Source organism: Lentzea sp. CA-135723 (genome assembly GCF_050936595.1).
GTDB lineage: Bacteria > Actinomycetota > Actinomycetes > Mycobacteriales > Pseudonocardiaceae > Lentzea.
The window spans coordinates 1055438-1082396 of the sequence record NZ_JBNJMK010000002.1; the positions used below are offsets into that span (position 1 = coordinate 1055438).

General features: G+C 69.5%; 28 protein-coding genes. 14 read left to right on the plus strand and 14 right to left on the minus strand.

The window, feature by feature from the left end; all coding sequences use genetic code 11:
- Positions 1 to 25 precede the first annotated feature (25 nt).
- The gene (locus ACQEU1_RS40825; protein ID WP_433214754.1) at positions 26 to 1618 is read right to left on the minus strand and encodes a PucR family transcriptional regulator; all 1593 of its coding nucleotides are present in this window, start codon (positions 1616 to 1618) and stop codon (positions 26 to 28) included.
- 104 nt (positions 1619 to 1722) lie between these two features.
- Here ACQEU1_RS40825 and ACQEU1_RS40830 point away from each other — a divergent pair, with 104 nt between their 5' ends.
- Together ACQEU1_RS40830 and ACQEU1_RS40835 are read left to right on the plus strand one after the other, a co-directional pair.
- A complete protein-coding gene (locus ACQEU1_RS40830) occupies positions 1723 to 3006 on the plus strand; it encodes an aspartate aminotransferase family protein (protein WP_433214757.1) in 1284 nt (427 codons plus the stop codon).
- Positions 3003 to 4484 carry a CoA-acylating methylmalonate-semialdehyde dehydrogenase gene (locus tag ACQEU1_RS40835; RefSeq protein WP_433214760.1) on the plus strand — a complete coding sequence of 494 codons (1482 nt, stop codon included), beginning with the start codon at positions 3003 to 3005 and terminating at the stop codon, positions 4482 to 4484. Before ACQEU1_RS40830 ends, ACQEU1_RS40835 begins: the two co-directional genes overlap by 4 nt.
- Positions 4485 to 5032: 548 nt before the next feature.
- Here the strand turns inward: ACQEU1_RS40835 and ACQEU1_RS40840 are convergent.
- Positions 5033 to 7087, minus strand: coding sequence for an elongation factor G-like protein EF-G2 (locus ACQEU1_RS40840; protein WP_433214763.1), 2055 nt, complete (start codon positions 7085 to 7087; stop codon positions 5033 to 5035).
- A gap of 236 nt (positions 7088 to 7323) precedes the next feature.
- Between ACQEU1_RS40840 and pdxS the strand changes: the two genes are divergently transcribed.
- Positions 7324 to 8217, plus strand: a complete 894-nt coding sequence (pdxS, locus tag ACQEU1_RS40845) for a pyridoxal 5'-phosphate synthase lyase subunit PdxS (RefSeq protein WP_382442927.1) — start codon at positions 7324 to 7326, stop codon at positions 8215 to 8217.
- 208 nt (positions 8218 to 8425) lie between these two features.
- Positions 8426 to 8680 (plus strand): hypothetical protein, encoded by a 255-nt coding sequence (locus ACQEU1_RS40850; protein WP_433214766.1) that lies wholly within the window; start codon positions 8426 to 8428, stop codon positions 8678 to 8680.
- On the opposite strand, the gene ACQEU1_RS40855 is transcribed toward ACQEU1_RS40850, so the two are convergent.
- From ACQEU1_RS40855 to ACQEU1_RS40875, 5 genes are all read right to left on the minus strand, one after another.
- Positions 8667 to 8804 (minus strand): hypothetical protein, encoded by a 138-nt coding sequence (locus ACQEU1_RS40855; protein WP_433214769.1) that lies wholly within the window; start codon positions 8802 to 8804, stop codon positions 8667 to 8669. The two genes, ACQEU1_RS40850 and ACQEU1_RS40855, sit on opposite strands and share 14 nt — an antisense overlap.
- A 112-nt stretch (positions 8805 to 8916) precedes the next feature.
- Positions 8917 to 9456 (minus strand): LppU/SCO3897 family protein, encoded by a 540-nt coding sequence (locus tag ACQEU1_RS40860; protein WP_433214772.1) that lies wholly within the window; start codon positions 9454 to 9456, stop codon positions 8917 to 8919.
- Positions 9457 to 9870: 414 nt separating this feature from the next.
- On the minus strand, positions 9871 to 12042 hold the full coding sequence (gene helR, locus ACQEU1_RS40865) for an RNA polymerase recycling motor ATPase HelR (protein ID WP_433214775.1): 2172 nt from the start codon (positions 12040 to 12042) through the stop codon (positions 9871 to 9873).
- Between the two features lie 231 nt (positions 12043 to 12273).
- Positions 12274 to 12432, minus strand: a complete 159-nt coding sequence (locus tag ACQEU1_RS40870) for a hypothetical protein (protein ID WP_433214778.1) — start codon at positions 12430 to 12432, stop codon at positions 12274 to 12276.
- A gap of 408 nt (positions 12433 to 12840) precedes the next feature.
- Entirely contained in the window at positions 12841 to 13395 is a 555-nt protein-coding gene (locus ACQEU1_RS40875) for a helix-turn-helix domain-containing protein (RefSeq protein ID WP_433214781.1), read from the minus strand.
- A gap of 58 nt (positions 13396 to 13453) precedes the next feature.
- On the opposite strand from ACQEU1_RS40875, the gene ACQEU1_RS40880 reads away from it, so the two are divergent.
- The 3 genes from ACQEU1_RS40880 to ACQEU1_RS40890 are packed head-to-tail and all read left to right on the plus strand — an operon-like array spanning position 13454 to position 16886.
- On the plus strand, positions 13454 to 14152 hold the full coding sequence (locus tag ACQEU1_RS40880; protein ID WP_433214784.1) for an AzlC family ABC transporter permease: 699 nt from the start codon (positions 13454 to 13456) through the stop codon (positions 14150 to 14152).
- Positions 14131 to 14439, plus strand: a complete 309-nt coding sequence (locus ACQEU1_RS40885; RefSeq protein WP_433214787.1) for an AzlD domain-containing protein — start codon at positions 14131 to 14133, stop codon at positions 14437 to 14439. The genes ACQEU1_RS40880 and ACQEU1_RS40885 overlap by 22 nt, the downstream gene beginning before the upstream one ends.
- 53 nt (positions 14440 to 14492) lie before the next feature.
- The gene (locus tag ACQEU1_RS40890; protein WP_433214790.1) at positions 14493 to 16886 is read left to right on the plus strand and encodes a helix-turn-helix transcriptional regulator; all 2394 of its coding nucleotides are present in this window, start codon (positions 14493 to 14495) and stop codon (positions 16884 to 16886) included.
- Here the strand turns inward: ACQEU1_RS40890 and ACQEU1_RS40895 are convergent.
- Positions 16883 to 17323: an Lrp/AsnC family transcriptional regulator gene (locus ACQEU1_RS40895; protein ID WP_433214793.1), complete on the minus strand. Its 441-nt coding sequence runs from the start codon at positions 17321 to 17323 to the stop codon at positions 16883 to 16885. The genes ACQEU1_RS40890 and ACQEU1_RS40895 overlap by 4 nt on opposite strands.
- A gap of 74 nt (positions 17324 to 17397) precedes the next feature.
- Here ACQEU1_RS40895 and ACQEU1_RS40900 point away from each other — a divergent pair, with 74 nt between their 5' ends.
- Both ACQEU1_RS40900 and ACQEU1_RS40905 read left to right on the plus strand, forming a co-directional pair.
- Entirely contained in the window at positions 17398 to 18585 is a 1188-nt protein-coding gene (locus ACQEU1_RS40900; RefSeq protein WP_433214796.1) for a trans-sulfuration enzyme family protein, read from the plus strand.
- 140 nt (positions 18586 to 18725) lie between these two features.
- Entirely contained in the window at positions 18726 to 20069 is a 1344-nt protein-coding gene (locus ACQEU1_RS40905) for an amino acid permease (protein WP_433217036.1), read from the plus strand.
- Between the two features lie 56 nt (positions 20070 to 20125).
- Here the strand turns inward: ACQEU1_RS40905 and ACQEU1_RS40910 are convergent, their stop codons facing one another.
- Entirely contained in the window at positions 20126 to 20431 is a 306-nt protein-coding gene (locus tag ACQEU1_RS40910) for a hypothetical protein (RefSeq protein WP_433214799.1), read from the minus strand.
- Between the two features lie 124 nt (positions 20432 to 20555).
- Entirely contained in the window at positions 20556 to 20903 is a 348-nt protein-coding gene (locus tag ACQEU1_RS40915) for a hypothetical protein (protein ID WP_433214802.1), read from the minus strand.
- Positions 20904 to 21006: 103 nt separating this feature from the next.
- Here ACQEU1_RS40915 and ACQEU1_RS40920 point away from each other — a divergent pair, with 103 nt between their 5' ends.
- The 3 genes from ACQEU1_RS40920 to ACQEU1_RS40930 are packed head-to-tail and all read left to right on the plus strand — an operon-like array spanning position 21007 to position 22618.
- Positions 21007 to 21222 carry a hypothetical protein gene (locus ACQEU1_RS40920; protein WP_433214805.1) on the plus strand — a complete coding sequence of 72 codons (216 nt, stop codon included), beginning with the start codon at positions 21007 to 21009 and terminating at the stop codon, positions 21220 to 21222.
- A gap of 23 nt (positions 21223 to 21245) precedes the next feature.
- A complete protein-coding gene (pdxT, locus tag ACQEU1_RS40925) occupies positions 21246 to 21872 on the plus strand; it encodes a pyridoxal 5'-phosphate synthase glutaminase subunit PdxT (protein WP_433214808.1) in 627 nt (208 codons plus the stop codon).
- Positions 21869 to 22618, plus strand: coding sequence for a YebC/PmpR family DNA-binding transcriptional regulator (locus tag ACQEU1_RS40930; protein ID WP_433214811.1), 750 nt, complete (start codon positions 21869 to 21871; stop codon positions 22616 to 22618). The genes pdxT and ACQEU1_RS40930 overlap by 4 nt, the downstream gene beginning before the upstream one ends.
- A gap of 83 nt (positions 22619 to 22701) precedes the next feature.
- On the opposite strand, the gene ACQEU1_RS40935 is transcribed toward ACQEU1_RS40930, so the two are convergent.
- Positions 22702 to 23118 (minus strand): hypothetical protein, encoded by a 417-nt coding sequence (locus tag ACQEU1_RS40935; RefSeq protein ID WP_433214814.1) that lies wholly within the window; start codon positions 23116 to 23118, stop codon positions 22702 to 22704.
- 147 nt (positions 23119 to 23265) lie between these two features.
- Positions 23266 to 23856, minus strand: a complete 591-nt coding sequence (locus tag ACQEU1_RS40940) for a TetR/AcrR family transcriptional regulator (RefSeq protein ID WP_433214817.1) — start codon at positions 23854 to 23856, stop codon at positions 23266 to 23268.
- 102 nt (positions 23857 to 23958) lie between these two features.
- Here ACQEU1_RS40940 and ACQEU1_RS40945 point away from each other — a divergent pair, with 102 nt between their 5' ends.
- Both ACQEU1_RS40945 and ACQEU1_RS40950 read left to right on the plus strand, forming a co-directional pair.
- Entirely contained in the window at positions 23959 to 24696 is a 738-nt protein-coding gene (locus tag ACQEU1_RS40945) for a 3-oxoacyl-ACP reductase family protein (RefSeq protein ID WP_433214820.1), read from the plus strand.
- Complete coding sequence (locus ACQEU1_RS40950) at positions 24693 to 25886, plus strand: MFS transporter (RefSeq protein WP_433214823.1); 1194 nt, start codon at positions 24693 to 24695, stop codon at positions 25884 to 25886. The genes ACQEU1_RS40945 and ACQEU1_RS40950 overlap by 4 nt, the downstream gene beginning before the upstream one ends.
- On the opposite strand, the gene ACQEU1_RS40955 is transcribed toward ACQEU1_RS40950, so the two are convergent.
- Positions 25861 to 26073: a DUF397 domain-containing protein gene (locus tag ACQEU1_RS40955; RefSeq protein ID WP_433214826.1), complete on the minus strand. Its 213-nt coding sequence runs from the start codon at positions 26071 to 26073 to the stop codon at positions 25861 to 25863. The two genes, ACQEU1_RS40950 and ACQEU1_RS40955, sit on opposite strands and share 26 nt — an antisense overlap.
- Entirely contained in the window at positions 26070 to 26903 is an 834-nt protein-coding gene (locus ACQEU1_RS40960) for a helix-turn-helix domain-containing protein (protein WP_433214829.1), read from the minus strand. Before ACQEU1_RS40960 ends, ACQEU1_RS40955 begins: the two co-directional genes overlap by 4 nt.
- Positions 26904 to 26959 lie beyond the last annotated feature (56 nt).

The window sequence follows — 26959 nt, forward strand, 5'->3', positions numbered from 1 at the left end:
ACGTCGAAAATGGGCCCGTGCGCGCTCACGGGCCCATTTCGTGCACCAGCAGCGCGACGTAGAGCGAGAGCACGGACTCCGGGTCCTCCAGCGAGACGCCGAGAACCTGCTCGATCCGTCCCAGCTGCTGGTAGTACGCGGTGCGCGAGAGGTGCGCGGCCGCCGCGGCCGCCGACTTGTTGCCGCCGTTCTCGCACAGGCACCGCAGCAGCTCGACCAGCCGTGAGCCCTGGGCGTTGTCCCGGTTGAGCAACGGCCCCAGCTCGCGGTCCGCGAACGCCCGCACCCGTTCGTCCTCGCGCAGCAGGTGCAGCAGGCCGCGCAGCCGCACGTCGTCGAGCCGGTGGTACAGCTGGGTTCCCGGCGCCCGCAGCGCCGCCCCCGCCACGTGCGCGGCCTCTCCGAGCGACCTGCGAACGTCCGTTGTGGACGTCACGGTCGTGCCGACGGCGATCACCACGGCCGACGCCGCCGTTCGATGGACCTCCCTGGCGACCTTGCGCAGAACCCCTTCCACGCCAACGGTCATCGGCACCGACAGCAGCGCGCGCACCGAGGTGTCGTCGACGACGCCGACCAGCGCCGCGACCGTGACGCGCCGGGCGGCCAGTGCCGTGGCCTCGGCAAGATCACGCAGGACCTCTTGGGTGGCAAGCGTTTGCCCCTGCAGCACGGAGACGGGCCGGACCGCGACGCCGATGAGCTGGCGTCGTTCCAGGGGAACGCCCAGCGCCGCCGCACGCGCGCCCAGGTCCGGTGACTGCGGGGACTGGCCGAGGAGCTGGGCGAGCAACGTGCGGTGCGTCTGGCGTTCGAGCGACTCGCGGTCCCGTGCCACGAGCCGGTGCACGGCCAACGCCGAGGCGGCGCGTTCGGCGACGACGACGTGCCGGTGCGGCGGCGGTTCGGGGGAGACCATGACGAGCCGGCCCCAGTCGGCGCCGCGCGCCCCGACGATCGTGATCAGCCAGCCGGACGCGGTGTCGTAGGCGGTCCGCTCGGTGACGGTGACGGCCCGCGAGCGCGCCGCCCAGTCGTCGAGCAGCGTCACCGGGTCGTGCCCGGCGGCGTCGTAGGCGAGCACGTCGTGGCCGAGCGTCTCCAGCACGACCGCGAGCCCGGACGTCCGCGCGACCTCCCTGAGCACCTCGGCGGGTTCGGCACCTGCGACCGTGAGCGCGGTGAACGTCTCGTGCACCTGCTCGGCGGCCCGCAGCTCGGCGAGCTGGGCGTCCACGATCAGGCCCACGACGGCCTCGGTGACGGCGACGTACTTGGTCTCCTCCGTCAGCGTGACCAGCGGTAACCCGTGCCGTTCCGCCTCGGTGACCAGGGCCGCCGGCACGTCGTCGCGCCACCGGCGGCCCAGTTCGACGATGAGACCCGCGCAGCCGACCGCGGCCAGTTCCTCGACGTAGCGCGCGAGGCCCGACTCGGGCAGCATCACGCCGGTCGTGAGCACGAGCTCGCCGCCGCGCAACAACGGCGCGATGTCTGCGATCTCCGCCACATGGACCCAGCGGACCCGGCGGTTCAGGCCCGCCGATCCGGCGACCAGACGGGGCTTTCCCTGCCGGATCACCGGCAGAGCGACGACTTCGGCGACCGTCGGGTACATGGACACAACGTAATGCCAACCAGCCGATCCGGGTACACGTTGTGCATGGCGGCCCGGGTCGTCCGCCAGCAGACTTCGAGCCAGGTGACGACTGGGAGGACGAGATGGCCCACAAGGAGCTGCTGGCCCGGCACCGCGCGGTGATGCCGAAGTGGCTGGCCCTCTACTACGACGAGCCCATCGAGATCGCGAGCGCGTCCGGACGCCGGGTGACCGACCGCGAGGGCACGACCTACCTGGACTTCTTCGCGGGCATCCTGACCAACGCCATCGGCTACGACGTCGCCGAGATCAGCGACGCGATCCGGTCGCAGCTCGACACCGGCGTGCTGCACAGCTCGACCCTGTACCTGATCAGGTCGCAGGTCGAGCTGGCCGAGAAGATCGCGGAGCTCTCCGGCATCCCGGACGCCAAGGTGTTCTTCACGAACTCCGGCACCGAGGCCAACGAGACCGCGCTGATGCTCGCCACCCAGGCCCGTCGCAGCGAACAGGTGCTGGCGCTGCGCAACAGCTACCACGGCCGTGCGTTCGCCACGGTCGCCATCACGGGCAACCGCGGCTGGTCGGCCTCCGCGCTGTCCCCGATCAAGGTCAGCTGGGTGCACGGCGGCTACCGCTACCGTTCGCCGTTCAAGTCGTTCTCCGACGCCGACTACATCAAGGCGTGCGTCGACGACCTGCGCGAGATCATCGAGACCACGACGTCCGGCGACGTGGCGTGCATGATCGCCGAGCCGATCCAGGGCGTCGGCGGCTTCACCTCCCCGCCCGACGGCCTGTTCCGGGCGTTCAAGGACGTGCTCGACGAGTACGGGATCTTGTTTGTGTCGGACGAGGTGCAGACCGGCTGGGGACGCACTGGCGAGCACTTCTGGGGCATCCAGGCGCACGACGTGGTGCCGGACGCGATGACGTTCGCCAAGGGCCTTGGCAACGGTCTCGCGATCGGCGGCGTGGTGGCGCGCGGCTCGTTGATGGACTCGATCAACGCGAACTCGATCTCGACGTTCGGCGGCAACCCGGTCTCGACCGCCGGCGCCCTGGCGACCGTGAACTACCTGCTGGACCACGACCTGCAGGCCAACGCGGCCAAGCTCGGCTCGCGGCTGCTGGGCGGTCTTCGTTCGCTGGCCGAGAAGTACCCGGTGATCGGTGACGTGCGCGGCAAGGGCCTGATGGTGGGCGTTGAGTTCGTCGGCCCCGAGGGCGAACCGAACGCGGCCGCCGCTTCCGTCGTGCTGGCCGAGTCGAAGGCGCGCGGTTTGTTGGTGGGCAAGGGCGGGCTCTACGGCAACGTGATCCGGCTGGCGCCCCCGATGACGCTGACCGAGGACGAACTGGAAGAGGCGCTGGGGATCCTGGCTCAGGCGGTGGAGCGCGCATGATCAAGCACTGGATCAACGGCAAGCCCTGGGATGCTTCGCCTGCACGGGTGGGCGACGTCTACGACCCGACGACCGGCAAGGTGGCGTCCCAGGTCGCCTTCGCTTCGGTGTCCGAAGTGGACGCTGCCGTCTCGTCTGCTGCGGAAGCGTTTGCGTCGTGGCGCAACGCTTCCCTGGCGCAGCGCTCTTCGGTGATGTTCAAGTTCCGCGAGCTCTTCAGCGCCCGCAAGGACGACCTGGCCCGACTGGTCTCGTCCGAGCACGGCAAGGTCGTCTCCGACGCGGCCGGCGAGATCCAGCGCGCTCTGGAGTCGGTCGAGTACGCGTGCGGCATCCCTTCGTTGCTGAAGGGCGGCTTCAGCGAGAACGCCTCGACCCGCGTCGACGTCTACTCGATCCAGCAGCCGGTCGGCGTGGTCGGCGTGATCTCGCCGTTCAACTTCCCGGCCATGGTCCCGCTCTGGTTCGTACCCACCGCAATCGCTTGCGGCAACACCGTCGTCCTGAAACCGTCCGAAAAGGACCCCTCCGCCTCGTTGTTCATCGCCGAACTCTTCGCCGAGGCGGGCCTGCCCGACGGCGTCCTGAACGTCGTGCACGGCGACAAGGTGGCCGTCGACCGCCTGCTGGAACACCCCGTGGTGAAGGCGATCTCGTTCGTAGGATCGACCCCGATCGCCCGCTACGTCTACGAGACGGGCACTTCGCACGGCAAGCGCGTGCAGGCGTTGGGCGGCGCCAAGAACCACATGGTCGTCCTGCCCGACGCCGACCTGGACCTGGCAGCCGACGCGGCGGTATCGGCAGGCTTCGGCTCCGCGGGCGAACGCTGCATGGCGATCTCGGTCGTCGTGGCCGTGGGCGACGTGGGCGACGCGCTCGTGGAGAGGATCAAGTCGCGCATCGCCGACGTGAAGGTGGGCTCCGGCGCGTCCTGCGAGATGGGACCGCTGGTCACGGGCGTGCACCGCGACAAGGTGACGTCCTATTTGGACGCTGGTGTCTCGGCCGGCGCCGTGCTCGCCGTGGACGGCCGCGACCACCCGATCGACGGCGACACCGGCGGCTTCTGGCTGGGCCCGACCCTGTTCGACCACGTCGGCACCGACATGACGATCTACACCGACGAGATCTTCGGCCCGGTCCTGTCGGTGGTCCGCTGCTCGGCCTACGAGGAGGCCGTCGAACTGGTCAACTCGAACCGGTACGGCAACGGCACCGCGATCTTCACCAACGACGGCGGAGCGGCGCGGCGGTTCCAGAACGAGATCGAGGTGGGCATGGTCGGCGTGAACGTGCCGATCCCCGTGCCCGTCGCCTACTACTCGTTCGGCGGGTGGAAGGAATCGCTGTTCGGCGACGCACACGCGTACGGCCCGCACGGCGTGCACTTCTTCACCCGTTCGAAGGTCGTCACGTCGCGCTGGCTGGACCCGTCGCACGGCGGCGTCAATCTCGGGTTCCCGCAGAACACCTGAGCGGCCCGCTGAGCACTCGGACACGCTGACGCAGGGGTACCCCCGAACCGGGAACCCCTGCGTTTCAACGTACTCGCGGGGTCCGACAAGATCGTCCGCGTGCGTTGGGGGCCCTGTTCGAGAGCCTGTGGGAGCCCGTCGTGCACGTCAGCTGCGGCCTCGGCCACGATGGCCCTGCCTGGACCAGCGCGTAGCCGTGGGGCATGTCACCGAAGACTTGCGTGCCCGCCGAGGCGCCCGCCTGCGCAGGCGGCACGGCGGCGTTGCCCATCCGCTCGGGTTCGGTCTCCGCATTCGTCTGCTTGTGCGTGACTGTCCACGCTCCCCAGCGAGCGCGCGCTGAAGCCGGGCGGACCCGCGCTGGTCGCGTTCCACGTGCGGGACGCACGCGAGCGATCGCTGCTACCTGCTCGTGCGGGCCGACTGATCAGTCCATTCGGGATACCGCCGCCGAACGGGTTTGTGGCGGAGACTCGGTCGAGGAGCTCGCGGCCGGCGGGCACGCGTGACCGTTCGGGAGAGCCCCGCCCGAGGGCTCTCCCGAACGTCTACCTCGTGCGGGCCGCCAGCGCTTCCGGCAGCGGGTCGTAGCGGGAGAAGCGGCGGCTGAACGTGCCCGTCCCCGACGTCAGCGACCGCAGTTCGATCGCGTACCGCAGCAGCTCCGACGAAGGCACCTCCGCCCGGATCACCGTGCGCCCGCCTTCGCCCGCCTCGGTGCCCAGCACCCGCCCACGCCGCCCGGACAGGTCGCCCAGCACCGTGCCCAGGTGTTCGTCCGGCAGCCGGATCGCCACCTCGTCCATCGGTTCCAGCAGCTGGGTGCGCGCGGCGGAGGCGGCTTCCTTCAGCGCCAGCGCGCCCGCCGTCTGGAAGGCCGCGTCGGACGAGTCGACGGAGTGCGCCTTGCCGTCCACCAGAGTCACCCGGACGTCGACGACCGGGGTGCCGTCGTGCAGGCCTCGTTCCAGCTGGGCGCGCACGCCCTTCTCCACGGACGGGATGAACTGGTGCGGGACGGAGCCGCCGACGATCTTGTCGACGAACTCGAAGCCCGAGCCTCGGGGGAGGGGTTCGACCACGATGTCGCAGACGGCGTACTGGCCGTGGCCGCCGGACTGCTTGACGTGGCGGCCGTGGCCCTTCGCCGATCCGGCGAACGTTTCGCGGAACGGGACGCGCACGGGTTCGGTGTCGATCTCGGCGCCGCCGGCCCTCAACCGCGCGAGCACGACGTCGGCGTGGGCCTCGCCCATGCACCACAGGACCATCTGGTGCGTTTCGGCGTTGCGGTCGAGGCGCAGGGTCGGGTCGCTCGCCACCAGGCGGCTGAGGTTGCGGGCCAGGTTGTCCTCGTCGCTGCGGGTGCGCGGGACGACGGCGATGGGCAGCAACGGTTCCGGCATGTTCCACGGCGCCATCAGGAGTGGCTGCTCGGGCGCGGACACGGTGTCGCCGGTCTCGGCGGTGGTGAGCTTCGTCAGCGCGCACAGGTCGCCGGCGACGCAGTACGGGACCTCGCGCAACGAGGAGCCCAGCGGTGAGTAGATGTGGGCCACGCGTTCGTCGGCGTCGTGGTCCTCGTGGCCGCGGTCGGCCATGCCGTGGCCGGAGACGTGCACCGGGCGTTCGGGGCGCAGGGTGCCGGAGAAGACGCGGACCAGCGACACGCGGCCGACATAGGAGTCCACGGCGGTGCGGACGACCTCGGCGACGAGCGGGCCGTCCGGGTCGGGGGCCATGCGGGGCTGCGGGATGCCGTCCACGGAGGTCACGTCGGGGACCTGGTGTTCGAGCGGTGACGGGAACGCGCGCGCGATGCCGTCCAACAGCTCGACCAACCCCATGCCGGTCGCGGCGCACACGGGCATCACGGGGTGGAACGAGCCGCGCGCGACGGCGGTCTCCAGGTCGCTGATCAGCGTGTCCTGGTCGATCTCCTCGCCCCCGAGGTAGCGGTCCATGAGGGACTCGTCCTCGCTCTCGGCGATGATGCCCTCGATCAGCGCCGCCCGTTCGTCGGGGTGGTTGTCACCCGACGTCAGCAGCCCGACCAGCGCGTCGCCCTCCTGCATGTACAGCGGCACGACACCGGCGCCGAACGCCGCCTGGCACTCGATGACCTCGTTGGCGAAGTTCGCGCGGTGGTGGTCCGTGCGCGCGATGACGACGGCACGCGGCATGCCGACGAGAGCGCACTCCTCCCACAACGCGACGGTGGCGGAGTCGACGCCCTCGAAGGCGTTGACAACAAAAAGGGCCGCGTCCGCGGCCCGCAGTCCTGCCCTGAGCTCACCCACGAAGTCGATGTAGCCGGGGGTGTCGATCAGGTTGATCTTGATGTCCCCGTGCTGGATCGGGGCCACGGCGAGGCCTACCGACCGTTGTTGTCGCACGGCCGCTGGATCGTGGTCGCAGACCGTGGTGCCCTCGGTGACCGAACCGGCGCGGTTCAGGACTCCGGTGGCGGCGAGCAGGGCCTCGGTGAGCGTCGTCTTGCCCGCGCCGGACGGGCCCACGAGCACGACGTTGCGGACCTTGGCCGGGTCGTTCACAGCGACCGCGCCTGCCGATGTGCCGTTGTCGGAGTTCTTGCTTCCCATGGCGACCTCCGTCAAGTCGTAGTGTTCGATCTCACACCCGTTCACCTCCCGGTACAACCCCGCAGACCCATCTGGTCGACGACCGGCATTTCCCACCCGGCTGAGTGAGCGGGCTCACTACCTGCGGTTGATCGCAAAGTGGCCTTCCGTTTTGCGGCTTCAGTGGCTTGGGCGGGATGGCCACGTCGGACGTACGGTGAGTTCACCAAGACTTCCCCTCGTGAAAGGTTGCCCAGGTGAGCACTGATCAGGTCACGGGTACCGCCCGCGTCAAGCGCGGCATGGCCGAGATGCTCAAGGGCGGCGTGATCATGGACGTCGTCGACGCCACCCAGGCGAAGATCGCAGAGGACGCGGGCGCCGTCGCCGTCATGGCACTGGAGCGCGTCCCCGCCGACATCCGCGCCCAGGGCGGCGTCGCGCGCATGAGCGACCCCGACCTGATCGACGGGATCATCAACGCCGTCTCCATCCCGGTCATGGCGAAGGCCCGCATCGGCCACTTCGTCGAGGCCCAGGTGCTGGCGTCGCTCGGCGTCGACTACATCGACGAGTCCGAGGTCCTCACCCCGGCCGACTACGCGAACCACATCGACAAGTGGGCCTTCACGGTTCCCTTCGTCTGCGGCGCGACCAACCTCGGTGAGGCCCTGCGCCGCATCACCGAGGGCGCGGCCATGATCCGCTCCAAGGGCGAGGCCGGCACCGGTGACGTCTCGAACGCCACCACGCACATGCGCAAGATCCGCCAGGAGATCCGCCGCCTGCAGAACCTCCCCGAGGACGAGCTGTACGTGGCCGCCAAGGAGCTCCAGGCGCCGTACGAGCTGGTTCGCGAGATCGCCCAGAACGGCAAGCTCCCCGTCGTGCTGTTCACCGCGGGCGGCATCGCCACCCCGGCCGACGCCGCGATGATGATGCAGCTCGGCGCCGAGGGCGTGTTCGTCGGTTCGGGCATCTTCAAGTCCGGCAACCCGGCCCAGCGCGCCGAGGCCATCGTGAAGGCCACCACCTTCCACGACGACCCGGACGTGATCGCCAAGGTCTCGCGCGGCCTGGGCGAGGCCATGGTCGGCATCAACGTCGAGGACGTGCCGGAGCCGCACCGCCTGGCCGAGCGCGGCTGGTAGTTCGCACCGCTCGAAAGGCGCACCCCCGGATGTTCGGGGGTGCGCCTTTTGCTTGTCTGGAAGCGAGAACGGTGGTGTCGGCAAGATCCTCGTCGGCGAAACTGGCGCTACGCCTTAAAATTGAAGAGCGGCGGAGGGGAGTATTCCCTCGCGTCGTTGTCGTCAGCACGGAGGCCGGTTCCGATCGAACGCGTGGGCGAGGTGTGCGATGGACGTCTCCTACCTGGGGCTGGGGATCGCGATCGCTGCCGCGATCCCCGGTCTGACCGTCGTGGCCGTGAGCCTGATCGCGCTGTGGGGGAGCACGCCCGCCCAGCGGCCGGAGATCATCCGTGCGCTGGCCGATCTGATCAGAGCCCAGCGACGCGGACGTGACTCGCAGCCTGGGTTGCGGGCGCGGAAGAACCGAAGACCCCGCGGCCGCGGGGGATCCGACGTGACGGCCGAGGTCAGCCGATCTTGAACGTGTGCGTGAGGCAGTAGGTCGTCTTGAGCTCGGGGTGGGCGAGTGCCGCCGCGAGTCGTTCGTCGGTGCCGCACGCCGCCTTGTCGACCGTGTCGGCCAACACCTTCGCCTGCACGACCATGTAGCCGCCGCACGCCTTCTTCGGGAACTCGGCCTGGAGCGCGGCGAGTGCGAAGCCGTAGCACTCGCCGTGCGCGGACGCTCAGGAATCCGGCGCGACTTGGGTTTCCACGTCACTCCGCCTGGGTGAAGCAGTAGGTCGTCCTGATCTCCGGGTACGCCAGGGCGAGCGCCGGGTCGGGGCCGCACGCCGCCTTGTCCGCGGTGTTCTGCAGGACCTTCACCCGCACCACCAGGAAGCTGCACTCGATCGGCTTGATCTCGGCGGTGAGGCCCGAGGCCGTGAAGTCGTAGCAGAGGCCGTCGGCGAACACCGGGATCAGGCACACGTTCGAGGACTTGCGGCCGTTCCAGCCGCTGTACTTCGTGTAGGCGTCGGGGTCGTCGCCGCACTTCTCGCTCTGGCCGCCGAGCACCTTGCTGACCGTGTAGTTGTGCTGCCCGGAATCGCAGGGGACCTTCTCGTAGTCCACCTTGATCGAGATGCCGGTCAGCTTCACGCAGTCGCCGACCTGCGCCGGCGCCGGCAACGGCGTGGGGTTCGTGGTCGGGACGGCGTAGGTCATCGTCGGGGTGGTGGTCGCGATGGGCACGTTGCGGCCGATCGCGATGAAGAAGGCCGTGGCGAGCGCGACCACCAGGAGGAGGCCCATGACCAGGCCCACCACCAAGGGTGCGTTGGACGTCCTTTGTGGAGGGACGGGTTGCGGCCCGTACGGGGAGGCGGGCGGAGGGTAGGACTGAAGTGGTGCCGCCCAGGGGTTGTGCGGCTCGCCGGATGCGGGAGGCGGGCCGATGGTGGTGGCGGAGTAGCCGGGGAGGTCGGCGATCGGCACGGCAGGCGCGCCGGTTTCCCCGGCCGGCGCAGCGGATCCGCCGGGGGCGGTTGGGGAAACCGGCGGAACGGCGGGCTCGTCCGGCGCGGCGGGTGGGATGGGCGGAGTCGTCATGGAATGCCCCCAATGCGGCTGAGACGCGAGATGTGTCGTCTGGCCGACGCGAGCAGTCCCCCCAGACTTCCGCCCATCCTAAGGCCCGGTCAGGCCTTCACGGGACCCCTCAGCGGGTCATGTGCGCACCGTCTCTGCCAAGTCGGACAAAGCGGCCGGCAGCGGTTCGTGGTGCAGCACCCCGAGTCGTTGCGTGGCACGGGTCAGCGCCACGTAGAGCTCCGCCGCGCCGCGCGGGCCCTCGGCCAGGATCCGTTCTGGCGCAACGACCAGCACCGAGTCGTACTCCAGGCCCTTGGTCTCCGCGGCGGGCACGGTGCCGGGCACGCCGGGCGGCCCGATCACCACGCTGGTGCCCTCCAGTTCGGCCTCCGCCGCGACGAACTCGGCGATGGCCTCCGGCAGTTCGGCGGTGGTCAACTGGCGCGACCACGGTTGCACACCGTTGGCACGCACCGACTCCGGCGCGCGGACGTCCGGTGCGAACTCGGCCAGCACGCGGGCCGCCACGGCCATGATCTCTGCCGGGGTGCGGTAGTTGACGGTCAGCGAGCGGTACTCCCAGCGGCCTGCCACGTACGGGTCGAGCATCTGGCCCCACGACGTGGCGCCGGCCGGGGCGCGGCGCTGGGCCAGGTCGCCCACCACCGTGAAGGAACGGCCCGGGCAGCGCCGCATCAGCACGCGCCAGTCCATTTCGGACAGTTCCTGGGCCTCGTCCACCACGACGTGGCGGTAGGTCCAGGCGCGGTCGGCCAGCGCCCGCTCCACCAGGGTGCGCTGGTCGTGGTCCTCGAAGCGCTCGGCCAGGTCCTCCGCGAACAGCATGTCCGACGCGAACAGGTGGTCCTCGTCGTCCATGTGGTCGAAGCGGCCGACCATGCCGTCGAGCACCTCCGAGGCGTACCGGGCCTCGGCCGCGCGTTCGGCGGCGGCCGCGGCGTCGGCGGCCTGCTCGCGGCCGTCCTTGCCCAGCAGGTCGTGCAGCTCGTCCAGGAGCGGCACGTCCGAGACCGTCCACGCCGAGCCGTCCGGGCGGTGCAGCGACGGGTCCGCGCCCGCCGCGGCCAGCTCGCTGACGGACGAGTAGAACGACGACAGCAGCTCGAACGGGGTCATGATCGGCCACAGCGCGTCGAGCGCCGCGAGGAAGTTGTCGTCGTCGCCGAGGTCCTTGACGAGGCCGGCGCGCATGTCCTCCCACGCCTGCTTGTCGGACCGCGACATCCAGCCCTTGCCGATCCGGCCGATCGCGCGTTCGGTCAGCACGTACGTGACGATCTCGCGGAACACCGCGCGCGCCTCGTTGTGCGGCAGACCGCTGTCGCGCGCCTCCTGCCGGGCCCACTCGGCGACGTCCGCGCCGATGTGCACGACGACGTCCTTCATCGTGATCGGGATCGGCTCCTCCGGCACCCGCTGGCGCGCCGCCACGGCCGCCTTCAGCACGTCCACCATCGCGCGCGAGCCCTTGAGCCGTGCGACGTCCGGACCGTCCTCCGCCGTGACCGACAGACCGGGCAGCAGGTCGCCGGCGGTCGTGAAGACCACGTCGGACTCGCCCAGCGACGGCAGCACGCGCGAGATGTGGTTGAGGAACGCCGGGTTCGGGCCCACGACGAGCACGCCGTGCCGTTCCATGCGCTCTCGTTGCGTGTACATCAGATAGGCGACGCGGTGCAGCGCCACGACCGTCTTGCCGGTGCCGGGGCCGCCCTCGATCACCAGCACGCCGGGGTGGTCGAGCCGGATGATGGCGTCCTGCTCGGACTGGATGGTCGCCACGATGTCGCGCATGCCCTCGCCGCGCGGCGCGTTCAACGCCTCCAGCAGCGCCACGTCGCCGCGCTCCTCGCCGAGCTGACCGAACACCTCGTCGGTGAACCCGGCCAGGGAACGGCGGCGCGTGAGGAACTGGCGGCGGCGGCGCATGCCCTCGGGGGTGGCACCGGTCGCGGTGTAGAACGGCCGCGCCGCCGGTGCCCGCCAGTCGAGCAGCAACGGCTCGAAGTCGTCGAACTCGTCGAACAGGCCGATCCTGCCGACGTAGGAGATCGCCCCGTCGACCGTGTCCAGCCTGCCGAAGCAGAGGCCGTAGTCGGCGACGTTCAGGCGCTTCATCTCGCGGTGCCGGGCGCGCACCTCGTTGTCACGGTCCATCGCGGTCTCGCCGGTGCCACCCAGCGCTGACTGGTACGCGGCCTTCACGCGCGCACGTTCGCCATCGAGCCGTGCGTAGAGACCGGCCACGTACTCGCGCTCGGACTGCAGTTCTTCTTCGTAACCCACGTGCTCCCCACAGCGCCCTTGACTTGGCATAGGTCGATGAGTGTGAACGATGCCCGGGGCCTTGTGGCAAGGCCCCCCATCTGCTATACGGTTAAAGGGGCAGGGAGGATCAAATCCATCCCATCCGCGCCGTGGGTCAACGCGCCGATGGGCTGCCGCATTCCCCTTCACGAGCTGAACGTGCGACAGCGCCGGGGCAGGCGCTGCCCCGGCGCTGTTTCGAACTCCGTCTTACGGGTGCGCGATCTTCCAGACCTTGTAGTAGGCCGACGACACGGCCTTGTCGGCGGGCTGCAGCGCGGCCCAGCTCGCGTCCCAGTCACCCGCGCGCAGCTCCGCGACGCCCGTGTCGATGCCGGCGATCGCGGCGTCCACCTCGGCCTTGACCACGCGGTCGAACCCGGCGCACGCCGGGCCCAGCAGCCTCGTCCTGGCCGTTTCCAGCTCGGTGTAAATGAATCCGTGGTTGGGGAATGGACCCTGTTCCGCGCCGAATTGAACGGCGTACGCGGTCTAGCTCAGCGGGATGCTCGCGCTGCTCAGCTGAGAGGCGCAGGCGCCGGCCGAGGAAGCCGCGTTCGCAGGCGCGGCGAAGGCAAATGCGCTGGTAGCGGCCGCGATGGCGATCGCAGCGCTCAAGGTTTTCTGCATGATCGCATTGAAGCGATGAATGCGTTACCAACGCAACCGAAAAGTATTTTCCGGTCCTGAAGTTGGACTGTTTCGTGCAATTGGGTACCGGAATTGCCGCGCCGTTGAACCTTTTGAATCCCGTTGGCGTAGTAGTTCCTCCGCTCGCTAGACCGTGTGCTCCATGACCATCACGGCGGTCGTGCCGGGTTCCAGCGCCTTGCACACGTGCGGCACGTCGCCGGGGTAGACGATGTAGTCGCCGGGCCCGAGTTCGACCGGGTCGTCGGCGAGACCGGCCAGGCACCGCCCGGTGGCCACGATCATGTGCTCGATGCTGCCCGGCACGTGCGGCAACGACTCGCGCGCGCCGCCGGGTTCCAGCGCCACCCAGTAGAGGTCGTGCTTGGTGCCGGGCCGGCACGCGGCGAGCAACGTCGCCGAGTAGTGCGCGCGCTCGGAGTGGATGACCGGCCCCTCGCCCGCGCGGATCACCTGCACTCGGGGCACCGCGGGCTCCACCAGTTGGCTGAACGGCACCCCGAGGGCCACTCCGAGCGCCCACAGCGTCTCGACGCTGGGGTTGCCGGCGCCGGATTCCAGCTGGGACAGCGTCGACTTGGCGATGCCCGCCTTCTTGGCGACCTCGCTGAGCGACATGCCGGTCCGGTCGCGCTCGCGCCGGAGGTTGGCGGCGATGAGGTCGAGTGGTGCGTTCGACACAGAAGTACATCCGTTCGTCTTGACGAACACCAAGAGCAGGTGTTCATCTTAATGGGTGGTGCGTTCGATCTGGCGAACTCTTGACGCGGCCCTCCTCCGCGACGTCGCCGCGGTGGCTCTCGGCGCCGCGGTGACCGGTGCGAGCTTCGGGGCCATCTCGGTGGGCACCGGCATGCCCTGGTGGATGCCGGTGCTGATGTCGTTGCTGATCTTCGCGGGCGGCTCCCAGTTCATGGCCGTGGGCATCGTCGCCGCAGGTGGCAGCCCTGCCGCTGCCGTGGTGGCCGGGCTGGTGCTGAACGCCCGGCACCTGCCGTTCGGGCTGGCGGTCGGGGACGTGCTGGGCAAGAGCCCGCTGGCGCGCGTCGTCGGCAGCCACCTGCTGATCGACGAGTCGACGGCGTTCGCGATGGCGCAGAAGGACCCCTCGAGAGCGCGTGCGGCCTACTGGGCGTGCGGCGTGGCGTTGTTCTTCAGCTGGAACACGGGCGTGTTGCTGGGTGCACTGGCCGGTCAGGCCATCGGCGACCCGATGACGTTCGGCCTGGACGCGGCCTTCCCGGCGGCCATGCTCGCGCTGACCCTGCCCGCCCTGAAGGACGCCGCTACCCGCAACGCCGCCCTGACCGGCGCGGCGATAGCGCTGGTCGCCACCCCGTTCCTGCCCGCCGGCGTGCCGGTGCTGCTGGCCCTCGGCGGTCTGCTCGTGTTCAGGAAGAAGAAGGAGGAGGAGCCGTGCCCGTCACCGCAGTCCTGATCCTGGCGGCCGGCACCTTCGCCATCCGCATCGCGGGCCCGCTGCTGCGCGACCGCGTCACGCTGCCGGACAAGGTGCGCGACCTGATCTCCGCCAGCGCGACCGTGCTGCTGTTCGCGCTGGTAGCGGTGTCGGCGCTGACCAACGGCAAGTCGTTCGGCGGGTGGGCGCTGGCGGCCGGGGTGGCCGTGGGCGGGCTCGCGGCGTGGCGGAAACTGCCGTTCGTGGCGGTCATCGTGCTGGCCGCGGCGACCACGGCGGGCCTACGTCTGATGGGTCTGGCATAACGCCAATGTTTCCGCGATAGGGGGCCGATGGCGGCTAGGCCTCAGATGGTCACATGGGCGCAAGAGCTGGACTGGTCGGGCGGGACCGGGAGACGACGCAACTCGAGGCGGCACTGATCGCCGCCGCCACCGGTGACGGCCACCTGATAGCCGCCACCGGAGGCCTGGGTTCCGGCAAGACCGCACTGCTCACGACCGCGCGGGAGCTGGCCGCGCGGCACGGGTTCACGGTCCTGGCCGCACGCGGCAGCTTCCTGGAGCGCGAGCTCCCGTTCGGCCTGATCAGCCGCCTGTTCGTGTGCGTGCCACCGGGCGACGCCCTCAACCAGCCCCGCATCGCCGCCGCGCTGGGCCAGTCCGACGCGCTCGCGGAGCCGGGCCCGGTGACGCTGCCCGAGCTGCACGTCCTGCACCGGGCGCTGGCGAAGATGGCCGACGAACGCCCCGTGGCCGTCGTGGTGGACGACGTGCAGTGGGCCGACCTGCCGTCCTTGCAGTGGCTGAGCACCCTGCCGCACCGCATCGAGCACCTGCCGGTGTTCGTGCTGGCCGGCGTCGGCTCCGGTGAGATGTGCACGGGCCCGCAGACGCTGGAGGAGCTGCTCGCCGCGGCGACCGGCGAGATCCGGCTGGACGAGCTGTCGCAGCACGCCACCCGGACGCTGCTGGAGAACGAGCTCGGGCCGCTGCCGGACGACTTCGTGGCCGCTGCGCGCAAGGAGGCCGGCGGCAACCCGTTGTTGTTGTTGAACCTCGCACGCGCGTACACGGACTACACGGAGGGACTCACCGCACCGGCACTTCTGCCCACTCTGAACGTGAGGTTGCGCAGGCTCGCCACGCACGCGCCCGACGCCGTGCACGCGCTGGCGGTGCTGGGTGGCGAGGTGACGTTGCCGCGAGTGGCGGAACTGATCGGCATCGAACCGTGTGAGCTGGCGGGGACCATCGCGTCGTTGCATCGCATGGGGCTGTTGCAGGCCGGAGGCGCGTTGGTGCATCCGCTGGTGCGCAACACGCTCAGGGAAGAGCTGACCATCACCGAGCGGCAGGACCTGCACGCCGCGGCGGCACGGCTGCTGACGGAGACGGGCGCGTCGGCCGAGGCGGTGGCCGAGCACCTGGTCGAGACGCGACCCCAGGACGAGGAGTGGGCCACCGAGGTGCTCACGATGGCGGCTCAGCGGGCGCGGTCGCGCAACAGGGTGGTCGACGCCGTCCGGTACCTGCGCCGGGCTCTGACCGAGCCCGGCGCCCACGGCCTGCTGGCGGAGCTCGGCGAGGTCGAGTCCTACGTGGACGTGCCGGCCGCGGTGGACCACCTGGCGGAGGCCGACCCCGCGCACCCCGCGTTGCCGGGGCTGCTCGCGTTGCTGGGGGAGGAGCCGGAGTTCGAGGCCGACGTGATCGGTGACCCGGACGTGGTGCCGTCGCAGCCCTCGGAGTTCGAGGCGTACTTGAAGGCCGTTGGCTACGTGAGGATGCGTGGCGAACTCACGGCGGCATATGCGCGGGTGGACCGTGCGTTGACCATCGCGCGTAGGTGGCAGCACAGGCCGTGTACCGCGGCGGCGCTCACGGCCAGGTCTGCGTGTCTACGAGACCTTGGCCGGCTCACGGCCGCTGAGGCTGACGCGCGCGAGGCGCTCCACACGCTGGAGAGCTGCGGGGCGGCACGCCTGTCGACGCCGGTCTTCAACGCGCTGACGGAGCTTTCGCTGGCACTCCTCGAAATGGGCGACGTCGAGACGGCGTCCGCGGTGTTCGAGGTGCTGCCGAGCGAGGTGCCGGACCTGTTCGGGGCGCCGGCGCTGCTGGCCGCGCGCGGCAGGGTCCGAATCGCCGCGGAACGGCGCAAGGACGGCGTGCGCGACCTCCTCGACTGCGGCGAACGGCTGCACGCGCGGCACAACGACGCCATGTCGTGGCGGTTGCACCTCGGAGGAGAGCACCTCTACGCCGAGGAACGGTTGGCGCGCTCCCTCAACGCCGTGTTGCCGTTGGCGGCTGTGTTGCGGGAACAGGCACACGCGCTAGGCGTGGACGGCATCGCGTTGCTGCAGGAGTCGGTCGACCTGCTGGCACCCACGGGCGCGGTCCTGGAACGGGCGCGCAGCCACTTCGCGCTCGGCCGGGCGCTGCACCTCGCGGGCAGGGTCAAGCCGGCCAGGGCGGAGCTGCGCACCGCCGTCGACCTCGCGGACGACTGCGGCGTCGAGGAACTCGCCGAGGCGATCCGGCAGGAGCTCGCGGCCGGGCCGGCGGGGCTCACCGAGTCCGAACGGCGCGTCGCCGCGCTCGCCGCGGAAGGGAAGATGAACCGCGAGATCGCCGCCGCGTTGTTCGTGCAGCTGCGCACGGTCGAGATCCACCTGACGAAGGTTTATCGCAAGCTCGGCATTGACGGGCGCGACCAGCTGGCACCCGCATTGCGGCTCGCCGGTTAATGCTTCCTGACGTGCGAGAAAAGGAGGTTCGTATGAACCTCTGTCACCTCTCGGCGTGAAGTGAACTTGTCGAGCACGAGCCGTTGGAGATGACCGACGTCGGATACCGCGACGTGCACCAGGAAATCCTCTGGGCCCGTCACGTGCGAGAGCGCCAGCGTTTCGGGAAGCGATAGCACGTAGGCCATGAACGGGTCGACGATCTCCTTGGTGTGCGGGCGGATCTTCACCGCCAGCATCGCCTGGACGTGCCGGCCGACCGCGCTGGGATCGATCTCGGCGTGGTAGCCGGTGATCACGCCGCGCTCCCGCAACGCCCGGTGCCGCACGACCGCGGTGGACTGGGCGACGTTGACGCGTTCGGCCAGGTCCTTGTTCTGCAGCCGCGCGTCCTTCCGCAGCTCCCGCACGATGGCCTCGTCGATCGAATCCAGCACGGCTCTTCTCCGTTCCGCCGAATCGGCTGCGGTTCGTCCACCGCTCGCCCGAGGAAGTCTCCACCATTCGGGCCATGACGCGCATCGAGACCATCGCAGTGCACGGCGGCCGCGACGACCTCGCGGAACTCGGCGTGCACGCCCCTCCCATCGACCTGTCCACCACCTACCCCGTGCCTGACCAGGCGCTCGGCGGGGAGGCGCTGGGGGACTGGGCCACCGGCGCCGCGCGGGCGGCCTCGCCCGTCTACGCGCGGCTGCACAACCCCACGGTGGCCCGGTTCGAGCAGGCGCTCGCGGCTCTGGAGCACACCGAGACGTCCGTCGCGTTCGGCAGCGGCATGGCAACGGTCACCGCCGTGGTCCAGGCCGCCTGCGTGATGGCGGGAAAACCGCACGTCGTAGCCGTGCGGCCGCTCTACGGCGGCACCGACCACCTGCTGTCGTCGGGTCTGCTGGGCGTCACCACCACGTACGTCGAGGCGGGCCTGGTGTCCTCCGCGATCCGGCCGGACACCGGGCTCGTCGTCGTCGAGACGCCGGCCAACCCCAACCTCGACCTCGTCGACATCGAGCACGTCGTCCGGCAGGCGGGGGACGTGCCGGTCGTGGTCGACAACACCTTCGCCACCCCGATCCTGCAGAACCCGGCGCTGCACGGCGCCGAGTACGTGCTGCACTCCGGCACCAAGTACCTCGGCGGGCACGGGGACGTGCTCGGCGGCGTCGTGGCCTGCACCGAGGAGCGCGCGGCGGCGTTGCGGCAGGTCAGGATCATCACGGGCGCCGTGCTGCACCCCCTGGGCGGCTACCTGCTGCACCGCGGGCTCGCCACGCTGCCGTTGCGCGTCGAGGCGGCCTCCAAGTCCGCGGCGGTTCTCGCCGCACGACTGGCCGAGCACGACGCCGTGGAGTTCGTGCGCTACCCCACGGCCTCACGGCAGATGCGTGGTACAGGCGCGATGATCGCGTTCGGAGTGCACGGCGATCCGGTCGAGATCGTGCGAAGGCTGAAACTCGTCACCCCGGCCGTCTCATTGGGTTCCGTGGACACGTTGATCGAGCACCCGTCGGCTTTGACCCATCGCCTGGTACCTGGCGAAGAACTGCGTGCTTCTGGCGTTCCGGACAATTTGCTGCGCATTTCCGTGGGCCTCGAGCATGTCGAAGACATTTGGTCCGACCTAAACGCGGCGCTGTGTGACGTCGCTTACGTTAAGCCTTCCCCAACCGATTACTTGGTGATGACTGCCACTCGCTAGGGTTCCGACGCATCAGCGCATCGGGGCGCGGGAGGTTCCGATGCGAGCAATTTTCCGTTTTCGGAAGGAACCTCCTCGTGAGTTCTGTGGAAACTGATGCGGACGGCTACACCAAGGCGCTGAGCAAGCGTCAGGTGCAGATGATCGCCATCGGTGGCGCGATCGGCGTCGGCCTCTTCCTGGGTGCGGGCGGACGCCTCGCCACAGCGGGGCCGTCGCTGGTCCTGTCGTACGCCGTGTGCGGCCTCGCGGCGTTCTTCGTCATGCGCGCGTTGGGCGAGCTCGTGCTCCATCGCCCCGTGTCGGGCAGTTTCGTGGAGTACGCCCGCGAGTTCATCGGACCGTGGGCGGGCTTCACCTCAGGCTGGCTCTACTGGCTGAACTGGGCCATGACCGGCATCGCCGAGATCACCGCTGTCGCGATCTACATGCACAAGTGGTTCCCGGACATGCCGCAGTGGATCACCGCGCTGGTGGCCCTGGTCGTGCTCGTCGCGATCAACATGCTGTCGGTCAAGCTCTTCGGCGAGCTGGAGTTCTGGTTCTCTGTGATCAAGGTGACCGCGATCGTGGTCTTCCTGGTCGTCGGCACCGGCCTGGTCATCGGCAACGCGGACGTCGGCGGCACCACGGCGTCCGTCTCGAACACCCTGGGCCACGGCGGCCTGTTCCCGGCGGGCTTCGGCATCGCGCTGATGACGCTGCAGGCGGTCATCTTCGCGTACTCGGCCATCGAGCTCGTCGGCATCGCGGCCGGTGAGACCAAGAACCCCGAGAAGATCATGCCGCGCGCCATCAACGGCGTCGTCTACCGCATCGCCATCTTCTACGTCGGTTCCGTGCTGCTGCTGACGATGCTTCTGCCGTGGGACCACTTCACCGGCACGGAGTCGCCGTTCGTCACGGTGTTCTCGGCGCTCGGCATCCCGGTCGTCGGCGACATCATGAACGCCGTCGTGCTGACGGCCGCGCTGTCCTCGTGCAACTCGGGCCTGTACTCCACCGGCCGCATCCTGCGGTCGCTGGCGCAGAAGGGCGAGGCCCCGGCCATCACCGGCAAGATGAACTCCCGCCACGTGCCCTACGGCGGAATCCTGTTCACCGGTGTCGCGTACCTGTTCGGCGTGGTGCTCAACTACACCGTGCCCAAGGAGGCGTTCGACATCGCGATCGCCGTCGCGTCGTTGGGTGTCGTGTCGACGTGGGCGACGCTCATCATCTGTCAGCTGCGATTGCGCAAGAAGGCGTTGGCAGGCGAACTGGAACGGCCGTCGTATCGGATGCCCGGTGCGCCTTACACCTCGTACGGCACGTTGGCGTTCCTCGCGCTGGTGATCGGGCAGATGGCGTTCGCCGGCACACCGGAGAAGATCGCGTTCTGGTCGATCCCCGTGGTCGCGCTGGTGCTGTTCGTCGGCTGGCGCTTCGTGAAGTCGCGGCAGCCGGTCGGGCCCGCGCAGGAACAGCTGGCCTCGGTCGACTGAGTTTCACCAACGGCGGGCCGTCTCCTTTCCCGAGGGAGGCGGCCCGCCGTCGTTCGTCAGCAGGTGGCGTCGGCCTGACGCCCCGGCTTGCGGGCCGGCTTGGTGCCGTTGACCAGGTAGTCGGCGATCGCACCGTCCACACAGGTGCGTTCAACGTGCCGTTGACGATCAACGCCGACCCGCTGCCGCCGATCTGCGCGGGCGTGCCGGGCTGGTGCTTCCAGAAGGCGCACGGCCCGTTGAACCACGTGTTGCCCCACGTCGATGAACTCCGACGACCCGAAGCCGGTGTCCAGGTGGTACGCGCCGTCCTGCGTGGCGAGGAAGTCGAACCAACAGTGCTGGTTCTCCTCCAGCAACACGTCCTGGTCGATGGATTCATGCGGTCGAGCAACGGGTCGTTCTCGCAGTCAGCCAGCCGTTCTGGATCCGGTAGGTCCAAGACGGCTGGCTGACCAGCGTCGGCACGCCCGAGAGCTACCTGGTTCACGACGCAGGTGGTGGCCGGGACGCTCGGCGCCAGGTCACGGCGCTCGATGCCGATCCAGTCGAACTCCTCTCCGTGCGGCAGGCGCGCGCCGAGCAGCGAGTTCTGGGGTCCGGTGCCGGTGAACGGGTCGCCGTCCTGTGCTGGACGCGGGAGAGCGCCAGCGTGATCGTGGCGCCGTTCGGCTGGGCCGGGTCGCGCGGCACGGCGAGGGTGCCGCACTCGGCACCGCCGGCGGCGAGGGCCTGGTCCGCGCACGGGCCCCACTGGATGACGGGCTGGGGAGTGGCCTGCGCCGGGACGGCGAGCGTCACCAGTGCCGGCGAGGTCGCTGGAAGTAGCTTCACCACCTCATGTTGATCAGCGGAAGTCCTTGTGAGACAAGACTTTGGCGTGACGGTCGGCAACTGTTGCCCGTTGGTGCACCGCGACCGTGCTTGGATCGGCTGCATGAGTGAGACGACGAGGTCGCGCTGGGACTGGGTCTTGCTGGTGCTGGGGGTCGTGTTCCTGCTGATCGGTGTGGTCGCGGTGACCGACGCCGTGTCGTCCGGCGGCATCGCGAGGGTGCTGTCCGGTTCCGTCTGCGTGGTCTTGGGCGTGGGCACGATCTGGCGCTGGGCCCGGCACCGAGCGGCCTCGCGGGGTACCGGCGAACGGCCCTGAACACCTCGAATATGCTGGTGAGCATGGTTGTCGCTGCCCCACCCGTCATCGGCGTGCTCGCCCTGCAGGGCGACGTTCAGGAACACCTCGTGTCGCTCGCGAAGTGCGATGTCACCGCACGGCCCGTGCGCAGGGCCGAAGAGCTGGACGAGCTGGACGGCATCGTCATCCCCGGCGGCGAGTCGACGACCATGAGCAAGCTGCTGGTCAACTTCGACCTGCTGGAGCCGCTCCGCGCCAAGATCAAGGCGGGCTTCCCGGCGTACGGGTCGTGCGCGGGCATGATCCTGCTGGCCGAGACCGTGCTGGACGGCCGGGACGACCAGGAGCAGCTCGGTGGCCTGGGCGTGACGGTGCGCCGGAACGCGTTCGGCCGGCAGATCGACTCGTTCGAGACCGACCTCGACCTGGCGGGCGAGCCGGTTCACGCCGTGTTCATCCGGGCGCCTTGGGTGGAGTCGGTGAGCGAAGGGGTCGAGGTTCTCGCTACGGTGCCTGTTACGGCTGAGGCGGGAGACGCCGCCGGTAGGATCGTCGCGGTCAGGCAGGGCAACGTGCTGGCGACGGCGTTCCACCCGGAGCTCACGGGTGACGAACGTGTTCACCGCCTGTTCGTTGACATGGTTCGCGGTTCGACGGAGGAGAAATGAGCGGCCACTCCAAGTGGGCGACCACCAAGCACAAGAAGGCCGCTATTGACGCCAAGCGCGGCAAGCTCTTCGCGCGGCTGATCAAGAACATCGAGGTCGCGGCCCGCACGGGCGGCGGCGACCCCGACGGCAACCCGACGCTGTACGACGCGATCCAGAAGGCCCGCAAGAACTCGGTGCCGCTGGACAACATCGAACGCGCCCGCAAGCGCGGCGGTGGCGAAGAGGCCGGCGGCGCCGACTGGCAGACCATCATGTACGAGGGCTACGGCCCCAACGGTGTCGCGGTGCTCATCGAGTGCCTCACGGACAACCGCAACCGTGCCGCGTCCGAGGTGCGCACGGCGATGACGCGCAACGGCGGCTCGATGGCCGACCCGGGCTCCGTGTCGTACATGTTCAGCCGCAAGGGCGTCGTGATCGTGCCGAAGTCGGGCACGACCGAGGACGACGTCATGATGTCGGTGCTCGAGGCCGGTGCCGAGGAGGTCAACGACCTGGGCGAGGCCTTCGAGGTCGTGTCCGAGGCGGGCGACCTGATCCCGGTGCGCAAGGCGCTGCAGGAAGCCGGCATCGACTACGACTCGGCGGACTCCAGCTTCCTGCCGTCGGTGTCGGTGCAGCTCGAGGCCGAGGGCGCGCGGAAGATCTTCAAGCTGATCGACGCGCTGGAGGACTGCGACGACGTGCAGAACGTCTTCGCGAACTTCGACGTGTCGGACGAGGTCATGGCCGAGGTCGGCTGACCACGAACGCGCAGGAACGCCGGTCACGCGAGAGCGTGGCCGGCGTTCTGCGTTCAGGCGATGTGTTCCGATGAGTGCCGGATTCAGTTTTCGTTGGTGCAGCCCTGCCTGGTGCAGACCGCAGTGCCGCGGTGGTCCGCACCGTCCCACAGGGCCACGACGACGTAGGTGAATCCGCCCGGGTAGTTGCAGTCGAAGGGGACGCGGAACGGCCGGTTTTCGCCTGCCTGTGCCGTTCGGGTGTCAATGCCCGTGTCACAGTGTTCGGCCAGACCACGGAACCGGGCCTGCTTCGTGGAGGATCGCGCCCTGAGTTCGCCGGTGATGACGACGTCGCGGTTGTGCCACGTGACGGAGCCCGTGATGACGCTCGCGCCGTACGGCACCCGGAATTCCGTGACCGGGTAGTCGGCCGCGGCCGCCGTGGTCGCGCTGATCGGCATGAGGCCCGCCGCCATCACGGCGGCCGCGCCCAGCGTCGCGGCAATTGTCTTGCGCATTGTCGTGATCCCTCGTTCGGGCCGATTGTTCCGGCCGACGACCCGAGACTGCCCAGCAAGTGCTGTCCGGCGCCGGGCTGCTGGGCGCCGGACATCAATGACCGGACAATCGGCCCCGTTCGCCGCTGGACCAAGCTCGCGGCGCGTTCATTCCCAGGGCAGCGTGCGCAGGGTCAGGTCGACGATGCGCCTCAACTGCTCGCGGGACGCGCCCGTCGACGCCTGCACCGCGATGCCCTGCGACACCGACAGCACGTAGACCGCCACGTCCCGCGGGTCCGTCCCGGCAGGCAGGTCGCCTTCCTCCGACGCCCGCGTGAAGCGCGACGTGAGGACCTCCTCCGCCGACCGCCACCGCGCGTTGAGCTCGGCTTTCGCCTCCAGGGCCGTGTCGCCGGGGGAGAGGGCGCTCTGCACGAGCAGGCAGCCCGCCGGGGTGTCGGCGCCGGTGGTGGCGTCGACCGCGCCCAGCAGGAAGAGCCGCACGACCTCACGTGCGGTGGGCGCGGCGAGGGCGGCGGGGCCGTAGGCGAAGATCGTCGAGATGTAGTGCTCGACGGCCTGTTTGAAGAGGCCCGTCTTCGAGCCGAAGGCGGCGTAGATGCTGCCCGGCTTGAGGTTCGTGGCGGTGGTGAGGTCCGACATCGTCGCGCCCTCGTAGCCCTTGGCCCAGAACACGCGCATGGCGGAGTCCAGCACGGCCTCCGTGTCGAACTCGCGCGGCCTGCCGATCGCCATCGTGGGCCTCCTCACTTTTTTGAGTACCCGTTCAAGATAGCACTTGCGAGGCGAAGCTCTGCGGTGACATCTTGAACGAGCACTCAACAACAAGGGGTAACCATGGAGCTCGAAGGCAAGGTCGCGATCGTCACCGGTGGGTCGCGGGGGATCGGGGCGGCGATCGCGGAACGGCTCGCGCACCAGGGCGCGACCGTCGCGATCACTTACTACGCATCGCCTGACCAGGCGGAACTGGTCGTGAAGTCGATCGAGGACAAGGGCGGGAAGGCCTTCGCGATCAAGGTCGACGCTGGCGACCGGGACGCGGTCAGGGCCGGGGTTCGCGAGGTCGTGGAGCGGTTCGGCCGGCTCGACGTGCTCGTCAACAACGCCGGGGTGATCGACGTCAAGCCCATCACCGACGTCGGCGACGACGAGTACGACCGGACGGTCGCGGTCAACCAGACCAGCGTGTTCGCCGCCAGCCAGGAAGCGGTGAAGCACTTCCGAGAAGGCGGGCGGATCATCACCGTCGGCTCCATCAACGCCGACCGGGTCACGTATCCCGGCGGCACGCTCTACGTGCTCACCAAGGCCGCGGTCGCCGGGTTCACCAGGGCGCTCGCCCGCGAGGTCGGCGCCAGGGGCATCACGGTCAACAACATCCAGCCCGGGCCGACGGACACCGACATGAACCCCGCCGACGGGCCGCGCGCGGACTTCTCGCGGGCGCACATCGCCATCGGGCGGTACGGGACGGCCGACGAGGTCGCGAGCCTGGTCGCCTACCTGGCCGGGCCGGACGCCGCGTACGTCAACGGCGCCTCGATCGACGTCGACGGCGGCTACGCGGCTTGATCCCGATCATCATGCTCGCGGTGTTCGTGATCCCGATGGGCATCTCGGGCACGGCCATCGCGCTGCCGCTCATCGCGCACGACCTGGGCAGCGACCCCGCGAGGTTGCAGTGGGTCGTCAACGGGTTCAGCGTCGCGTTCGCGGTCTTCGGACTGGTCTGGGGGGTCGCCTCTGACCGGATCGGGTACCGCAGGACGTTCCGGATCGGCGTGGGAACGCTGCTGGTGGCCTCGGCCACCAGCGCGCTCGCGCCGAACCTCGTGGTGCTCGACGTCGCGCGCGTGGCGGCCGGGATCGGCAGCGCGGCGGTGGCGACGGGCGCGAGTTCGTTGCTGTCCAACGGTTTCGGCGGCGCCGAACGCAAGCGCGCGTTCGCCGTGTTCGGCACGGTCATCGGGCTCGGGCTGGCGTTGAGCCCCACGATCTCGGGCGCGCTCATCGCCGCGTTCGGCTGGCGAGGGGTGTTCGTGGCGCACGCGGTGCTGGCCGTGCCGGGACTCGCGTTCAGCGGGCTGCTGCCGAACCCGCGCACGAGCGGAAGCCGCAAGGTCGACTTCTCCTTGCTGCGCAACAACTACTTCCTCGCGCTGGCCCTCGTCACGGTCGCCGGGGCGTTCGGCTTCGTCACGCTGCTGACGTACCTGCCGGTCGCGTTCAGCGGGATCGCGGGCCTGCCGGCGGGAACGGCCGGGTTGCTCATGCTGCCCATGACCATCCCGGTGCTGGTCGGACCGGTGCTCGGCATGCGCGGCTCACCGAGGACCGTCATCGCGGTGTCGTTGGCGGCGCTGGTGCTGGGATCGCTGGGGATGGTGCTGCTGGCGCCCGGGAACTGGCTCGGCTGGCTGGTGGTGCCGATGCTGCTGGTGGGGTTCGGGTTCGGCCTGCCGCTGGGGCGGATCGACGCCGAGGCGCTCGCGACCGTGCCCGCGCACAGCACCGGGACGGCCTCGGGCGTGCTCAACCTCGTGCGGATCGGCAGCGAGGCCGTCGCGGTGGGCGCGTACGCGGCGACGATCGCCTGGCTGATCGGACGAGCCCTGCCCGAGGACCTCGCCCACGACACCGCCGCCGGACACCCCGGCCAGGCGGCGGTCTACGCGGACGCGTTCGGCTGGATGATGATCGGCCAGGCCGTGGTCGTCGCGGTGGTGGCGGTGGCGATCAGCTGGTTGCTTTCACGTCGGTGAGGAACGCCGACCACGCGGCGGGCGAGAAGGGGAGGTGGGTGGCGGGGGCCTTGCTGTCCCGGATGCCAACCCCCCGGCCTACCTCGACGCAGTTGTCACCGGTTCCGCTGTAGCTGCTCTTCTGCCAGCCGATCTCCAAGCAGTTGTTGCTGTCGCCGCTGTAGCTGCTCTTCAGCCAGTTGGTCATTGGAGACCCTCCAAGATGCTGTTGATCACCGCCCTAGATTGTTCCTCATCCAAGGCGACAGCAGCGAGGTCCTTCAGGATGGTCTCGTAGGTGTCGACGGTCTCCTTGTCGTCGAAGAACAAGCAGCACCGCACACTCTCGATGTAGACGACCGGTGGGTACTTCGGGAACTTCATCACCCGGAAGTCACCGGACGTTCCCGCGTGCATGCCGACAGACCTCGGGATGATTCGGATGCTGATGTACCTGCGCACCGACATCCGCAGGAGGTGGGCGAGTTGTTCCCGCCACACTTCTTCGCCGCCGACCTGGAGCAGCAAAGCGTTCTCGTGCACGAAGAAGGTGAACTTCCGGCCCGGCTCGAGGATCTCGGCTCTCGCCACGCGCGCCGCGACGAGGGCAGGCACGTCCTCGGCTTCGACCGGGGCGGCTTCGGTGACGACGGTGATGTACTCGGGGATCTGGAGCAGGCCCGGCACGAGGTTCATCGACCAGCCGGTGGTCTCGTCGGATTCTTTCTCCTGATTGATCAGTGTCTGGACCTGCTCCGGGACACCGTTGTCTGGCACCTGGAGGTAGACGCTTCCCTGCTCGCGGAACAGCTCGATCAGGCGTTCGCGCTCCGCCAGTGGTGTGCGGCAATAGGCGAGGAGCTCGCGGACCTCGGTCTCGGTCACGCCGCCCTTGCCGGCGAGCATGTCCGAGAGCTTGGCCTCCTGCCAGCCGAGCTTCACGGCGAGTTCGCGCTGGGTCATGCCGGTGGCGTCGATGGCGGCGCGCATGCCGTTGCCGAACTCGCGGCCCACCACGCTGGACGATCTCTTGGGCATGGACGGACGGTAGGGCCGGCGGCCGCGAAACCTCTATCGTTTCCGGCCAAATCTGC

Excerpts from the sequence above, each read along its gene's own strand:
- ACQEU1_RS40850 (WP_433214766.1), top strand. The coding sequence starts at position 8,426 with ATGGACGTCTCCTACCTGGGGCTGGGGATCGCGATCGCTGCCGCGATC.
- ACQEU1_RS40935 (WP_433214814.1), bottom strand. The coding sequence starts at position 23,118 with ATGCGCAAGACAATTGCCGCGACGCTGGGCGCGGCCGCCGTGATGGCG.
- pdxT (WP_433214808.1), top strand. The coding sequence starts at position 21,246 with ATGGTTGTCGCTGCCCCACCCGTCATCGGCGTGCTCGCCCTGCAGGGC.
- ACQEU1_RS40920 (WP_433214805.1), top strand. The coding sequence starts at position 21,007 with ATGAGTGAGACGACGAGGTCGCGCTGGGACTGGGTCTTGCTGGTGCTG.
- ACQEU1_RS40855 (WP_433214769.1), bottom strand. The coding sequence starts at position 8,804 with ATGGTCGTGCAGGCGAAGGTGTTGGCCGACACGGTCGACAAGGCGGCG.
- ACQEU1_RS40955 (WP_433214826.1), bottom strand. The coding sequence starts at position 26,073 with ATGACCAACTGGCTGAAGAGCAGCTACAGCGGCGACAGCAACAACTGC.
- ACQEU1_RS40835 (WP_433214760.1), top strand. The coding sequence starts at position 3,003 with ATGATCAAGCACTGGATCAACGGCAAGCCCTGGGATGCTTCGCCTGCA.
- ACQEU1_RS40945 (WP_433214820.1), top strand. The coding sequence starts at position 23,959 with ATGGAGCTCGAAGGCAAGGTCGCGATCGTCACCGGTGGGTCGCGGGGG.
- ACQEU1_RS40905 (WP_433217036.1), top strand. The coding sequence starts at position 18,726 with ATGATCGCCATCGGTGGCGCGATCGGCGTCGGCCTCTTCCTGGGTGCG.
- ACQEU1_RS40825 (WP_433214754.1), bottom strand. The coding sequence starts at position 1,618 with ATGTACCCGACGGTCGCCGAAGTCGTCGCTCTGCCGGTGATCCGGCAG.
- ACQEU1_RS40890 (WP_433214790.1), top strand. The coding sequence starts at position 14,493 with ATGGGCGCAAGAGCTGGACTGGTCGGGCGGGACCGGGAGACGACGCAA.
- ACQEU1_RS40900 (WP_433214796.1), top strand. The coding sequence starts at position 17,398 with ATGACGCGCATCGAGACCATCGCAGTGCACGGCGGCCGCGACGACCTC.
- ACQEU1_RS40930 (WP_433214811.1), top strand. The coding sequence starts at position 21,869 with ATGAGCGGCCACTCCAAGTGGGCGACCACCAAGCACAAGAAGGCCGCT.
- ACQEU1_RS40960 (WP_433214829.1), bottom strand. The coding sequence starts at position 26,903 with ATGCCCAAGAGATCGTCCAGCGTGGTGGGCCGCGAGTTCGGCAACGGC.
- ACQEU1_RS40830 (WP_433214757.1), top strand. The coding sequence starts at position 1,723 with ATGGCCCACAAGGAGCTGCTGGCCCGGCACCGCGCGGTGATGCCGAAG.
- ACQEU1_RS40940 (WP_433214817.1), bottom strand. The coding sequence starts at position 23,856 with ATGGCGATCGGCAGGCCGCGCGAGTTCGACACGGAGGCCGTGCTGGAC.
- ACQEU1_RS40860 (WP_433214772.1), bottom strand. The coding sequence starts at position 9,456 with ATGGGCCTCCTCCTGGTGGTCGCGCTCGCCACGGCCTTCTTCATCGCG.
- ACQEU1_RS40840 (WP_433214763.1), bottom strand. The coding sequence starts at position 7,087 with ATGGGAAGCAAGAACTCCGACAACGGCACATCGGCAGGCGCGGTCGCT.